10 protein-coding genes are annotated in these 13736 nt (G+C 65.0%); 1 reads left to right on the forward strand and 9 read right to left on the reverse strand.

What is annotated here, in order from left to right; all coding sequences use genetic code 11:
* Positions 1-6 precede the first annotated feature (6 nt).
* The 4 genes from glyS to F3W81_RS09580 form a co-directional block, all read right to left on the reverse strand.
* Positions 7-2271, reverse strand: coding sequence for a glycine--tRNA ligase subunit beta (gene glyS / locus F3W81_RS09565; protein ID WP_193083354.1), 2265 nt, complete (start codon positions 2269-2271; stop codon positions 7-9).
* Positions 2272-2436: 165 nt separating this feature from the next.
* Positions 2437-3357 carry a DUF1206 domain-containing protein gene (locus F3W81_RS09570; protein WP_193083355.1) on the reverse strand — a complete coding sequence of 307 codons (921 nt, stop codon included), beginning with the start codon at positions 3355-3357 and terminating at the stop codon, positions 2437-2439.
* Positions 3358-3509: 152 nt separating this feature from the next.
* On the reverse strand, positions 3510-4043 hold the full coding sequence (locus F3W81_RS09575) for a DUF6446 family protein (protein WP_193083356.1): 534 nt from the start codon (positions 4041-4043) through the stop codon (positions 3510-3512).
* A gap of 81 nt (positions 4044-4124) precedes the next feature.
* Positions 4125-5084, reverse strand: coding sequence for a glycine--tRNA ligase subunit alpha (locus F3W81_RS09580; protein WP_193083357.1), 960 nt, complete (start codon positions 5082-5084; stop codon positions 4125-4127).
* A gap of 200 nt (positions 5085-5284) precedes the next feature.
* Here F3W81_RS09580 and F3W81_RS09585 point away from each other — a divergent pair, with 200 nt between their 5' ends.
* Positions 5285-7066: a serine protease gene (locus F3W81_RS09585; protein ID WP_193083358.1), complete on the forward strand. Its 1782-nt coding sequence runs from the start codon at positions 5285-5287 to the stop codon at positions 7064-7066.
* A gap of 78 nt (positions 7067-7144) precedes the next feature.
* On the opposite strand, the gene cynS is transcribed toward F3W81_RS09585, so the two are convergent.
* The 5 genes from cynS to F3W81_RS09610 form a co-directional block, all read right to left on the reverse strand.
* The gene (cynS, locus tag F3W81_RS09590) at positions 7145-7594 is read right to left on the reverse strand and encodes a cyanase (protein ID WP_193083359.1); all 450 of its coding nucleotides are present in this window, start codon (positions 7592-7594) and stop codon (positions 7145-7147) included.
* A gap of 23 nt (positions 7595-7617) precedes the next feature.
* A complete protein-coding gene (locus F3W81_RS09595; RefSeq protein ID WP_226941933.1) occupies positions 7618-9327 on the reverse strand; it encodes a bifunctional protein-serine/threonine kinase/phosphatase in 1710 nt (569 codons plus the stop codon).
* 64 nt (positions 9328-9391) lie between these two features.
* Positions 9392-10231, reverse strand: a complete 840-nt coding sequence (locus F3W81_RS09600) for a formate/nitrite transporter family protein (protein WP_193083361.1) — start codon at positions 10229-10231, stop codon at positions 9392-9394.
* A gap of 360 nt (positions 10232-10591) precedes the next feature.
* Positions 10592-11974 carry a siroheme synthase CysG gene (gene cysG / locus F3W81_RS09605; protein WP_193083362.1) on the reverse strand — a complete coding sequence of 461 codons (1383 nt, stop codon included), beginning with the start codon at positions 11972-11974 and terminating at the stop codon, positions 10592-10594.
* Positions 11975-12223: 249 nt separating this feature from the next.
* A complete protein-coding gene (locus F3W81_RS09610; protein WP_193083760.1) occupies positions 12224-13672 on the reverse strand; it encodes a TrkH family potassium uptake protein in 1449 nt (482 codons plus the stop codon).
* Positions 13673-13736 lie beyond the last annotated feature (64 nt).

Here is a 13736-nt window from a genome sequence, read left to right on the forward strand (position 1 = left end):
GGGGGTTTAGCCCTCGATCCGGGTCAGGTCAGCGACCTTGAGGACCGTGGTGCGGATGGTCGACAGCAGGTTCAGGCGGTTGCGGCGCACGACGTCGTTGTCCGAGTTGATCTGCACAGCCATGAAGAAGGCGTCGATGGGCGCGCGCAGAGCGGCCATGGCGGCCATGGCGGCGGCGAAATCCTCTGCCTCCAGCGCAGCGGCGATCTTCGGCTCGGCGGCCTCGAGCGCGGCGAAGAGGGTCTTTTCCTCCTCGGCCTCGGCGAACTTGATGTCGGCCCCGAATTCGTAGGCGACGCCGTCCTTTTCCTCGGCCTGGCTGAGGATGTTGTTGGCGCGCTTGAACCCCTGCACGAGGTTGACGCCATCGTCGGTCTTCAGCGCATCCGAAAGGGCACGGGCGCGTTTGACCAGCAGGGTGATATCGTCATTGCCGGGCATGGCGAGGCAGGCGTCGATGACATCGTGGCGGATGCCCTCGTCCTTGAGGTGGACCTTGAGGCGGTCGTGGAAGAAGGCGAGGAGGTCGGCGGCGACATCCTCAACAGGCTTCAAGACCTTGCTACCATCAGCTTCCCAGCACAGCATTTGATCGTGCGCCAATTTCAAAATACTATCTTTGCTCAGCTTTTCATGAACTGTCTCAAGTTCCGTTTGCGCGTAAAAGTCAGCGGACTTAGTCTTCGATGCATCGATGTCGTACTTCTCAAAGAGCTTTCCTGAGAAACCGAGATCCTGAAGAGTAGATGCGATTGAAGTTGACAAGACTTCGAGCAAATCCATTTGGACATCATTCGCCAGCAGCAACCGAATAACCCCCAACGCCGCACGGCGCAGCGCAAACGGGTCCTTGCTGCCTGTCGGCTTCTCGTCGATGGCCCAGAAGCCAGTCAGCGTGTCGAGCTTGTCGGCCAGTGCGACCGTGGCGGAGACGGGCGCGGTCGGGACGTCGTCGGTCGGACCCAATGGCGAGTAATGCTCCTGACAGGCGGCGGCGACCTCCACCGGAAGGCCAGCGGCCTCGGCGTAGTAGCGGCCCATCAGGCCCTGCAGCTCGGGGAATTCATAGACCATTTCCGAGCTGAGGTCGGCCTTGGCGACGCGGGCGGCTTTTTCGGCCAGATCCGGGTCGGCCCCAAGGGCGGGGGCGATTTCGCGTGCAAGGGCAGCGATACGCTCGATCCGCTCGGACTGGCTGCCCAGCTTGTTGTGGAAGGTGACGTTGGAGAGGGCGGCGGTCCAGGCCTCCATCCCTTCGGTCTTGGCGACGCGCAGGTCGTTCTCCCAGAAGAATTTCGCGTCCGACAGGCGGGCGGCGAGGACCTTCTGGTTGCCAGCGAGGATGGTTGCGCCGTGGTCGCGGGTTTCGCGGTTGGCGACGGTGATGAAGCGTTCGATCCGGCCGGTCTTGGGATTGCGCACCGAGAAGAACTTCTGGTGCTCTTTCATCGAGGTTTGCAGCACCTCGGGCGGCAGGCCAAGGAAGTCTGCCCCGATCTCGCCCATCAGGACGACGGGCCATTCGACAAGACCTGCGACCTCAGCCAGCAGGCCGCGATCCTCGACCACTTCAAAGCCATTGGCGAAGGCCTGATTGGTGGCGTCCTGCCAGATGTGGTCGGCGCGCTCAGCCGCGTCCAGAATGACGAAACGGCGTTTCAGCTCAGTCACATAGCCGTCGAAGGAGGAGACGGGGAAGCGGCCGGGCGCGAGGAAGCGGTGGCCCTCGGTGGTGTTGGAGCTCTTGATGCCATCGACGTCGAGGGGGACAACCTCGGCCCCTGCCTCATCCGTCAGGATGCAGAGGATCGAGTGCAGCGGGCGCACCCACCGCAAGGCGCCCTCGCCCCAGCGCATCGACTTCGGCCAGGGGAAATTGCGGATGGTGGTGTCGAGGACTTCGGCGACGATCTCGGCGGCCGGGCGGCCCGGTTTTTCGATCACGGCGAAGAAGACGGCGCCCTTCTTGTCGTCGCGTTCCTGCAGCTGGTCGCGGGTCAGACCGGCGCCGCGCAGAAAGCCCTCGATGGCTTTTTCGGGGGCGTCGGTGCGCGGACCTTTACGCTCTTCGCGCAGGGTCGGGCTTTCGGCGAGCAGGCCGGAGAGCGCCAGCGTCAGGCGGCGGGGCGTGTGGAAAGCGGCGGCACCGGCGTAGGTCAGGCCAGCCTCGACGAGGCCGTCGGTGATACGTTTCTTCAGATCCTCGGCTGCGCGCGCCTGCATGCGCGCGGGGATTTCCTCGGAGAAAAGTTCGATCAGAAGATCCGGCATGGTATTCCTTCCCGCCTTGGGCCGAAGGGCCCGGGCCTGACAACTGGCAAACGCCTGTTCCGTGGCACGCTGGATAGCGAAGCCCCGCCCTGTGGTCCAGACGGGGCGGGGCGAATTTTCAGGGATATTTGATGGGCTGGCGCTGAATGGCAGGGAAATGCCCGCTCAGGTGGTGGTTGGGTCCGCCGCCTTCAGCGCGCTCTCGGCCGCGCGGCGTGCCGATCTGGCATTCAGGCGCGAGGCGAGGCTTTCGGTTCCGGGCTTCACCCGGCGCGGCACGAAGCGATAGATCGCCTCGATCCAGCAGAACAGACCGAAGAAGGCGAGGCCGAGGCCGAGCAGCGCCAGCAGAATCTGGCCATAGGGCTGGGTGCGCACCGTCTCGAAGGCCTTGCCGATGGCACCGGCCTGATCGGGGTCGGCGGTAAGACCGGCATAGACCAGAAAGCCGCCGATCATCAGGATGACGATGCCATGGGCGACGAGGCCGGCCTTGATCATCGGCTCCAGCTTTTCGACGACGGGGCTGGCGCGCAGGGCGGTGCGGTATTTCTCGGACCAGGCCTTGTAGAAATAGTAGATCCCGGCGCCACAGGTCACGGCCCCGATGGCGATGATGATCTCGGAGCCATAGGGCTTGGTGAGCAGCCATGAGGACAGGCTCTGCGCCTTGTCCTCGCCCTGCCCGCCCGAGCTGCCGCCAAGGCCGAGGGCGATGCGTGCCGCCGTCAGGGCGAGGCCTGCGTGCAGGATGCCGGTGATGATCTGGCCCGCGCGGGCGATCAGGCCCTTGGCGCCTTTGCCCTCTTCCTCGAGGTCCATGTAGCCGTCGATGACCCGCCAGACGGCGAAGGCCAGCAGGCCGACCGCCAGCGCCCAGAGCATCGCAAGGCCCCAGGGTTCATCACGCAGGGCGCTGAACGCGTCGCTGGTGCCCTTGGCCTGCGCGCCAGAACGCGCGGCAAGGCAGGCGAGTGTGCCGAGGATCAGATAGGTGAAACCGCGTGCGGCGTAGCCTGCGCGCATGGCCGGAACGACCCAGGCGGGGGCCTGATCCTTGGTGGAATTGGGTGGGGTGGATGACATGTATTGCGACCTCCTGCTTGCAGACACAGCGCAGGGGGGCGCGAAAAGTTCCGCTTTGCGTAAGGTACAGCGCAACAGAGCCGCTGGGCTGGCGCAACATCTGACCGGGCGCGGGTGGGCGCGCGGAGGGGCTGGGATGCGGCGGCGGGCCGTTATTGGCGGGCGATGCCTTCGGGCGGCGGCGGGCAGCCCTCGGGTGCCGGGCGGCCATCAAAGACGACTTCGCCGCAGTGGTTGATCTGGTGCCAGACAACCCCCCGGCCGTCGCCGAACAGCGCCACGACCCGGTCGACGCCGTAGTGCACGTTTTCAATCGACAGGAAGGCCTGCGCCTGACCGCTTTCCAGCGCGTCGCCGATTTCATCCGCGTCATAGCAGCCGAACCAGCGCGGGCCTTCGATCGGGCGCGCATCCGGGTAGGGGGCGTAAGCCTGCGACAGGCTCACGGTCGAGGCCTGGGTGGTGAAACAGCCCCGGTAGCGGATCGGCGAGGAGGTCGCGTCGATGGCCTGAAACTCGGCGTAGGGAATGGCTTCGGGCTGCCCGGTGTCGAGGCGGGTCAGCATGACGTCGTCGGTGCCCGTGGCCGCGACCTCCTCGTAATAGGCATAGACCTGCAGGTAATAGACGGCGCCGCCGACCAGCACAGCGCTGAGCAGGGTGAAGATGACGAGGATTTTCCCCATGGTGTCAGGCCCTTCCTTGTCTGGTTGGGGGGCCCTGAGGCGCCCCCTGTTGGCCCGGCGAAAACCCCTGTCCGCGCTGCTTTACGCGACGGCTTCGGGGGTCCAGCCGCCGGCTTCGGTCTGCACGAAGGCATCGGCGCAGGCTTTCGCCAGCGTCCGCACCCGGCCGATATAGGCCTGACGTTCGGTGACCGAGATCACGCCACGCGCGTCCAGCAGGTTGAACAGATGGCTGGCCTTGATGCACTGGTCATAGGCGGGTTGCGCCATGACGATGCGCTTGCCGGTCTTGGGATCTTCGACCGGGTGGGCCAGGATTGCGGCGCATTCGGCCTCGGCATCCTCGAAATGCTTCAGCAGCATCTCGGTGTTGGCGATGTCGAAATTCCAGCGCGAGTATTCCTGTTCGTTCTGCAGGAAGACATCGCCATAGCTGAGCGCGATGGGCGACTGAGGGTCGTTGTAGGGCATGTCCATGACGTGATCGATGCCGAGGACATACATCGCCAGACGCTCCAACCCGTAGGTCAGCTCGCCCGAGACGGGGTGGCAGTCGTGGCCGCCGACCTGCTGGAAGTAGGTGAACTGCGACACTTCCATGCCATCGCACCAGACCTCCCAGCCGAGACCCCATGCACCGAGGGTGGGGCTTTCCCAGTCGTCCTCGACAAAGCGGATGTCGTGCATGTCCATGTCGATGCCGATCGCCTCAAGCGAGCCGAGGTAGAGGGCCTGCAGATCGGGCGGGCTGGGTTTGATCAGCACCTGATACTGGTAGTAATGCTGCAACCGGTTCGGGTTTTCGCCGTAACGCCCATCTGTTGGGCGACGCGAGGGTTGCACATAAGCCGCAGCCCAGTGCCGGTTGCCAAGCGAGCGCAGGGTGGTCGCGGGGTGAAAAGTCCCAGCCCCGACCTCCATATCGTAGGGTTGCATGATGGCGCAGCCCTTGGCGGCCCAATAGGCCTGCAACCTCAGGATAATCTCCTGAAAGCTTTTCGGTTTCGCGATACCGGTATCGGCTTTTTGCGGTTCGGACATGAGGGCCCCTCTGGCGACTGAAGTCGGACGTCAGGCGCCTAAGTACGGGTGCCCTGCCACGGGGTCAATGTGGCGATACGGCATTTGACGCGCATTTATTGGGTGCATGCGCGCGTTAATTTGCTAAACGGACATGAACACAGGGGCGACAAGCCCCGGAACGAGACACGTCGAGACCGTTGGGCGAGAGGCAATTCCACATGATCCGTATTCTAGTTGCGCTGGTATGCGCATTGAGCTTTGGCGTGCAGGGGGCCTGGGCACAAAGCACCCCCGCCAACCCGGTCTATGTGCAGATCGAGGCGCAGCCGACCCTTGAAGAGGCCCAGCAGAGCATCCGCATCTACACAGGGTCGCTTCAGGATGTGAACGGCTTCAGCCTTGGCAACGGCTATTATGCCATCGCGCTTGGGCCCTATGCGCCGGATCAGGCCAATCAGGTGCTGAACGTGCTGCGCAGTGAAGGCCGTATCCCGCAGGACAGCTATATCGCGCAGCCGCAGTGGTTTGCCGGGCAATTCTGGCCGGTCGGCGGCAGCCGCCCCGCCGAGGCCCCGCAGGACAACGTCGCCGCCGCACCCGCGCCAACAGCCGAGCCTGCCCCGCCGGCGGCCACGCCCCAGAGCACCGATGACGTCAACGCGGATTTCGGCGGTCTGCCCGACGAAAGCCCCACCGAGGCGCTGCGCAGCGAAAAAGAGCTGAGCCGCGAGGGGCGCGACCAGTTGCAGATCGCTCTGGAATGGGCGGGCTATTACAACGGCGCGATTGATGGCGCGTTTGGCGCGGGCACCCGCAACTCGATGGGCGCCTGGCAGCGTGACAACGGCTATGAGATCACCGGCATCCTGACCACCGCACAGCGCGCCGACCTGCTGGGCAAGTACAATGCCGTGCTGAGCGACCTTGGCCTGCGTCTGGTGCGCGACGAAAAAGCCGGGATCGCCATTCAGATGCCCACAGATCTGGTGGCCTTCGACAAATACGAGGCGCCCTTTGCCTTTTACGAGCCCACCGGCGCGACCAAGGCGCGCGTCATCCTGATCTCGCAACCCGGCACGGCGGACACGCTGGCGGGGCTGTATCAGATCATGCAGACGCTGGCCGTGGTGCCGCAGGACGGGCCGCGCAGCCGCAAGGGCAACAGCTTTACCATTCAGGGCAGCAACGCCAGCTTCACCTCCTACACCGAGGCGAGCCTTGAGGACGGGCAGATCAAGGGCTTCACGCTGGTCTGGCCGCTGGGGGACGATGCGCGCCGAGACCGGATGCTGGCCGAAATGCGCGCCAGCTTTACCCGGCTCGCGGGCGTCCTGCCAAGCAGCGCCGGGATCGACGACAGTCAGTCCGTCGATCTGCTATCGGGGCTGAAGATCCGCAAACCGAAACTGTCGCGCAGCGGTGTCTTTGTCACCAGCGACGGTGTTGTGCTGACGGTGGCCGACGCGGTGAGCAGCTGTTCGCGTGTCACCCTGGCCGAGAGCTATGACATGGAGATCCTCGGCGTCAACGACACCACGGGGCTGGCCGTGCTGCGCCCGAAATCGCCGCTCACCCCTGCCGGTGTCGCCGCGTTTTCGACGCAGGTGCCGCAGATCAGCGCCGAGGTGGCCGTCGCGGGCTATTCCTACGAGGGGGTTCTGGGCGCGCCCAGCCTGACCTATGGCACGCTGGCCGATGTGCGGGGCCTGAACGGTGCCGAGCATATCGACCGTCTCGACATCAACACCCTGCCCGGCGATGCCGGTGGCGCGGTGTTTGACGACAGCGGCGCGGTGATCGGCATTCTGCGCGGCAACATCGAAGCGGGCCGTCAACTGCCCGAAGGCGTCAGCTTTTCCGTCGATGCGGCCAGCGTCATGGACCTGCTGAAAACCGCAGGGCTGAGCGCGCTGACCAGCACCGAGACCGGCCAGATGGCGCCCGAGACACTGGCGCGCAAAGCCACGGCGATGACCGTTCTGGTGAACTGCTGGGAGTGATCCCGACCGCTGAACTGACGTGAACAAGGGGCCATTCTGCTGCTGCGGAATGGCCCCTTTTCTATGGTCTGGCGCGGCTTACCAGGCGTTGTAGCCGAGGTATTTGCCCGACATCTCGATCTTCACGCGGTCGCCTTTTTCATGCGGCACGCGGGTGATGTGAAGGTCGAAATCGATGGCTGACATGATGCCATCCCCGAATTTCTCGTGGATCAGCGCCTTGATGGTCGGGCCGTAGACGCCGACGATCTCGTACAGGCGATAGATGCAGGGGTCGGTCGGCACGGCCTGCGCCCAGACCTTGGTGGGGCTCTCGCTCAGCACCGAGGCGGCCTCTTGCGGCAGACCGAGGGCCTTGACCATCGCCTCGGCCTTGTCGGCGGGCATGGCATTCATGCCCATGGCGCAGGAATGCGTCCAGACGGGCGACATGCCGATGCTTTCAGCGATGCCCTCCCACGTCAGGCCGGCCTGTTTCTTGGCCGAGAGGATCATTGCGGTCACGTCTTCCTTGGTCATCATGTCCATGGGGGTTTTCCTTTTCTTCAGGGTCAGGGAGTGGTGATTTTTGCCAGCAGGATCAGGCAGATGAATGCCAGCAGCGCCGAGAGCCCCTGCCAGAAGCGCAGCGGGTGGCGCTGTGCCAGTGGCACCGGATTGCGGCGACTGTAGGCGGCACCGGGGCGGCGCAGGGCGGCGTCAAATTCCGACAGCGCCTCGAACCGGCGGGCGGGATCGGGGTGGCAGGCGCGGCGCAGCGCATCGTCCAGCCAGTCGGGGACGGCGTTGCCCTCCTCGCGCGCAGAGCGATAGCTGAGGCGCGCGACATCGCGGCGGGCGCGCACCTTGGAGACCTGCGTGCCATAGGGCAGACGCTGGGTCAGCATCTCGTAGGCGATCACCCCGAGCGAGAAGAGATCGGCGCGCCAACTGACGGGATCGCCACTGAAATACTCCGGAGCGGCATATTGCAGGGTGCCGAGGATCGGGTCCTCCTGCGGCATCGGCGCGGCCTCCTGCACACCGGCGACACGGGCCGAGCCGAGGTCGATGATCTTCACCGTGCCGGCGGCGTCGATCATGATGTTTTCCGGGCGCAGATCCTGGTGCAGCATGTCGCCGCGGTGAAAGGCGCGCAGGCCCCGGATCACCTGCCCGATGATCTCGCGCACCTGATCGAGGCTGGGATTCGGGTGATCGGTCATCCACTGGCGCAGGGTCACGCCCTCAACGAACTCGGTCACGACATAGAGGGCGCTGCGCTGCGCGGGGGGCGGCGCGGCGCGCAGCACATGGGCGGAGGTGATGCGGCGGGCGATCCACTCCTCCATCAGGAACTGGCGCATGTAGGTGGGGTCTTCGCGGATCTCGATGGCGGGAACCTTCAGCGCCACCTGCCCGCCCTGCGGATCCGAGGCGAGGAAGATGGTCGAGCGGTGGTTGGCGTGGACCCTGCGCAGCAAGGTGTACCCGTCGAGGGTATCGCCCGGACGCAGGCCCTGCGGCACCGGCAGGCTCGTCTCGAACAGGCCCCCCGTCGGCAGGGCGTCGATGCGGGCGATCTGGATCGTGAGGTTGTCGGCGCTGCCCCGCGCCAGCGCCTCTTTCGCGATCAGGCGGGCGGCAAGGCTCAGGTCGGGCACCTCGCGCAGGGTGCGGGCGACAAAGCGTGCCTCCATATGGTCATGCACGCCGTCGGTGGTCAGCAGGTAGATGTCGCCGGGTTGGAGGGCCAGACGGGCATAGTCGACCTCAACCTCGGCGCGCAGGCCGATGGCGCGGTCAAGGTAGCTCTCGGTCGAGGAGAGCGTCAGGCGGTGATCGGTGGTCAGCGGTTCCAGACTGTCGCCCGACAGACGCCAGACGCGGCTGTCGCCGACGTGGAGCACATGCGCCTCGCCCCCCTTGAGGATCAGCGCGGCGAGGGTGCAGACCTGCCCGCGATCGTGGTCGAGGCCGGGGATGCGGGCGTTCTGGGCATGCAGCCAGGCATTGGTGGCGGCAATGACGCGGGTGGCGGCGGTGCGCACGCTCCAGGCGTCAGAGGTACAGTAGTAATCATCGAGCAGGCTGGCGACGGTGGTCTGGGCGGCAAGGTGGCTGACATCGGACGAGGAAATCCCATCGGCCAGCGCCAGCGTCACACCCTTGAGCGCCAGGGCCTGTCCCTCAGGCACCAGAGCCCCGTGGAAATCCTGATTGGACGGTTTCAGCCCGGCCGAGGAATACTGGCCGATGGAGACCGAAAGCACATCCGTCACTGGCGCGTCCTTTGGCATGGGAAAGCGAGAGAGGCCCCACGGGATGCAGGGCCTCTGCTGAGCCTTATTCGGCAGGCATCTTCACGACGGCGGAGGGCTGGGGCCGCGTCGGGGAAGTCTTGTAGTGCGTGGAGTAGATCATGCCGCCGACAAAGGTCAGGCCGCCGACGAGGTTGCCAATCACGGTCGGGATCTCGTTATAGAGGAAGTAATCCGTCCAGGTGAAATCGCCGCCCAGCATGATGCCACTGGGGAACAGGAACATGTTGACGATGGAGTGTTCGAACCCGAGGTAGAAGAACACCAGGATCGGCATCCACATCGCCATGATCTTACCTGAGACGGACGACGACATCATCGCCGCGACAACGCCGGTCGAGACCATCCAGTTGCACATGACGGCGCGCACGAAGAGGGTCAGCATGCCCCCTGCCCCGGCAGCGGCGTAGCCGAGGGTCCGCCCCTCACCGATGTGGCCGATCTTGACGCCGACGGCATTGGGCTCCTGCGTGAAGCCCATGGTGAAGATGATCGTCATGAAGACGGCCGTGGTCATCGCACCGGCAAAGTTGCCGACAAAGACGAGGCCCCAGTTGCGCAGCATCCCCTTCATGTCACAGCCCGGCCGTTTGGCGATCAGCGCCAGCGGGACGAGGGTGAAAACGCCGGTCAGCAGGTCGAACCCCATCAGGTAGAGCATGCAGAAGCCGACGGGAAACAGCAGCGCCCCGATCAGCGGGTTGCCGGTGTTGACGGTGACGGTGATCGCAAAGGCCGCCGCGAGCGCCAGGATCGCCCCGGCCATATAGGAGCGGATCAGGGTATCCTTGGTGGACATGAAGATCTTGGCTTCGCCGGCTTCGACCATCTTGGCCGCAAACTCGGCCGGGGTGACATATGCCATGTCGGTTCCTTTCAGGGGATCAGAGTGGAGGGGGCATTCGGGTCTTGGGGAGGGGAGCAGATCGGAGGTCAGTCCGGGCTGCGCTTGGAATGTCTGTCCGGGACCACACGGGGCAAACGACGATGCGCCCGCGATGCCACCGGGGTGGATCGACGTCGCAGCGCCATTGCTGCTGGCCCTCTGAAAGGGCATCTGACGGAAAGTGCCGCGCCATTGCGGCGGATCCTGTGACACCTCGCGGTGTCGTCTGTCACGTTTGTCGCCGAGGTCGTCCCCGCCGACAAGAAAGATGTATCACGGAACCGTTATTGCCCGTGAAATTGGCGGAGATTGCCTTTAATTCCGGCAATTCCCAGCAGATCAGCTGACGGCAACAGGGCGTTGTGCCATTGCCGCGTGCCCCTTGGCATAGCGCACCAGAAGGATGGCGGGGCTGGTCATCTGGTTGCGTTCCAGCGCCTGCGCCAGCCCGTCGAGCTGCGTCGTCAGGCAGCGTTCGCGCGCGGTGGTGGCAGAGGAGACAACCTCGACAGGGCAGTCGCCGGGCACGCCGGAGGCCAGCAGATGCGCCTCGATCTGGGCGGCGCGGTCGACAGCCATGTAGAAGGCCATGGTCGTGCCGGGGCGGGCCAGCGGGGTCCAGTCGGGGGCGGCGTCAGCGGGGCGGCAGGTGCCGGTGGTGATGACGAAGGTGTCCGTCTCGCCGCGCTCGGTCAGGGGGCGGGTCATGGCGGCGGCTGCGGCAGAGGCGGCGGTGATGCCGGGCACGATCTCGATCTCGATCCCGGCGGCGCGGGCGGCTGCGATCTCCTCCGCCGCGCGGCCGAAGATCGACGGGTCACCGGATTTCAGACGCACGACGCGCAGGCCCTTTGCGGCCTCGGCCACGATCAGTGCGTCGATCTTGTCTTGCGGCCAGGCGTGGGCACCGACCTCCTTGCCGACATAGATGCGGTCGGCGTCGCGGCGGGCCAGCTCCAGCACGTCCGGGTCGACGAGGCGGTCGTAGAAGATCACGTCAGCCTCCTGCATCCGGCGTACGGCACGCAGCGTCAGCAGATCCCGCGCGCCCGGGCCTGCGCCAACGAGAGAGATACGGCCTTTGGTTTCAGGGGCTTGGCCCTGCGCGATGGCCGCCTTCAGCATGTCGGCGGCGGCGTGTTCATCGCCCTTGCGGTGCTTGTCGAAAGCGGCGCCGGTAAAGGCCCATTCCCAGAAAGCACGTCGCGCAGCGGGGGCGATCTTTTCCGCCACGGCATCGCGCAGACGGCCTGCAAGGGCGGCGAAGGCCCCAAGGCGCGGGTCCAGCATGACCTCGATATCGGTCTTGATCGAGCGGCCAAGCACGGGGGCCATGCCCTCGGTGCCGATGGCGACGACGACCGGGTCGCGGTCGACGACGGAGGGGGTGAAGGCATCGCAATGTTCGGGCCGGTCGACCACGTTGACCACGGCGCCAGCGGCACGGGCCAGCGCGGCGAAGGCGAGGTCCGTCTCCTCCTCCCCCGTCGCGATGAAGCAGAGGGCGCAGTTGGCGAAGGTGTCGGGCGCGGCCTGCGTGAGATGGGTGGCACGGCCAGAGGCCACGAGGCCTACCAGCTCGGGGTCGAGATCCTCGGCGACGATGACGATCTCGGCCTCGGTCTTGAGCACGAGGCGGGTCTTGCGCGCGGCCTCAGTTCCGCCACCGCAGATCACCACGCGCCGTCCGCTCATACGCAGAAACATCGGGAAGTTTTTCATCATATGCTCCGTATTCGGAAAGTCGGAAACAGAAAAAGCCACTGACACGCACCGCAGGGTTTGCGGAGGGTCGAGCGGCCTTGCTCACGAATTCCCAATCACCGGGAGGCGATGCGCAGGCTTCGTTGCCGGTGCATCTGGGTTCGTTAAGGGGCAAGTCGTCGATTCAGGCAAGAGAAAGTTTAACACGGCGTGGGGCGGATCGCCAAAATCCTGCGAATTGGCGGCATTTTCGGCAATCTTCGCCCCCTAGCCGCGCCAGAAATGCACGGTCAGCATGGCATAGACCACCATCAGCTCCAACCGGCCGATCAGCATCGCGGCGCAGAGCAGCCATTTGGCGGTATCGTTCAGCGGCGCGAAATTGCCCGCGGGGCCGATGATGTCGCCCAGACCGGGGCCGATATTGGCCAATGCCGTCGCCGCGCCGCTGAGCGAGGTGACGAAATCCAGCCCCGTTGCCGCCAGAGCCACGGAAAACACCCCCAGCGTCACGGTGAAGAAGACGAAGAAGGACATGACAGACCCGAGGACTTCCTCGCTCAGCGCGCGGCCCTCGTAGCGGGGGGAGAAGACGCCATGGGGCGAGTGGATGCGCTTGATCTGCACCCGGATCGAGGCGAACAGGATCTGATAGCGGAAGATCTTGACCGAACAGGCGGTCGAGCCCGCGCAGCCCCCAATCAGCCCGATGAAGAAGAACAGGGTGATCAGGAACGACCCCCAGTTCATGTAATTGACCGAGGCAAAGCCGGTGCCGGAGATGATCGAGACGATGTTGAACAGGCTTTCGCGCAGCGCCTGTTCCCAGTGATGCGGAAAGATCTGCAGCAGGGCGATGGTGCTGATCGCGACCAGCGTGCCGATGGTCATGAAGAAGCCGCGCACCTGTACGTCGCGAAACACCGCAAGGCCGTTGCCGTTCAGCAGCTGCACATAGCGCACGAAGGGCAGCGCCGCGAGGATCATGAAGAGGGAAGCCGCGTATTCCATACTGCCGGAGAAGGCGGCGAAACTGGCATCGCGGGTGGAAAATCCGCCCGTCGATGTGGTGGTGAGCGCATGCACCACGGCGTCGAACGGCTCCATCCCCAGCACGAGGTAGGTCAGCAGACAGGCGATCGTCAGGCCGACGTAGATCACCGCGATCTGGGCTGCGATAGCGCGGGCGCGCGGCAGAATTTTTCCCATCGTCTCAAACGCTTCTGATCGGAAGACCTGCATGCCCCCGACCCTGAGTTCGGGCAGGAACACCATGGCCACGACGATGATACCGATGCCGCCGAGCCATTGCAGGATGCCGCGCCAGAGCAGCAATCCGCGCGGCATGTCGTCCAGCCCGGTGAAAACGGTGGAGCCGGTGGTGGTGACGCCCGACATCGCCTCGAAGAAGGCATCGACGAAGCTGGCGTCGGTCTCGCCCAGCAGAAACGGCAGCGCTCCGAAGATCGGCAGCGTGGTCCAGACGCCGGTGGTCAGCAGAAAGGTCTGTTGCAGGGTCAGCCCGTCCCGGTTGCCATTCTTGCAGGCAAGCGCCGTCAGACCGCCGGCGGCAAGGGTGATGACGGCGCTTTCCACGAAGACGTTCCAGTGGCCCTGGTTGTCGTAGATATCGACCGCCATGGGCAGCAGCATGGTCAGCCCGAGGACCGCCACCAGCAGCCCGATGACATAGCCAATCGGGCGGATGTCGATCATCGCCGGACGGCGGTGCTCAGCCCCCCGATCCGTCTCGAAGGCGTGCGTGTCGTGTCGGATCTGG

This window comes from Pseudooceanicola spongiae (assembly GCF_014899185.1).
In the GTDB taxonomy this organism is placed as follows: Bacteria; Pseudomonadota; Alphaproteobacteria; order Rhodobacterales; family Rhodobacteraceae; genus Pseudooceanicola; species Pseudooceanicola spongiae.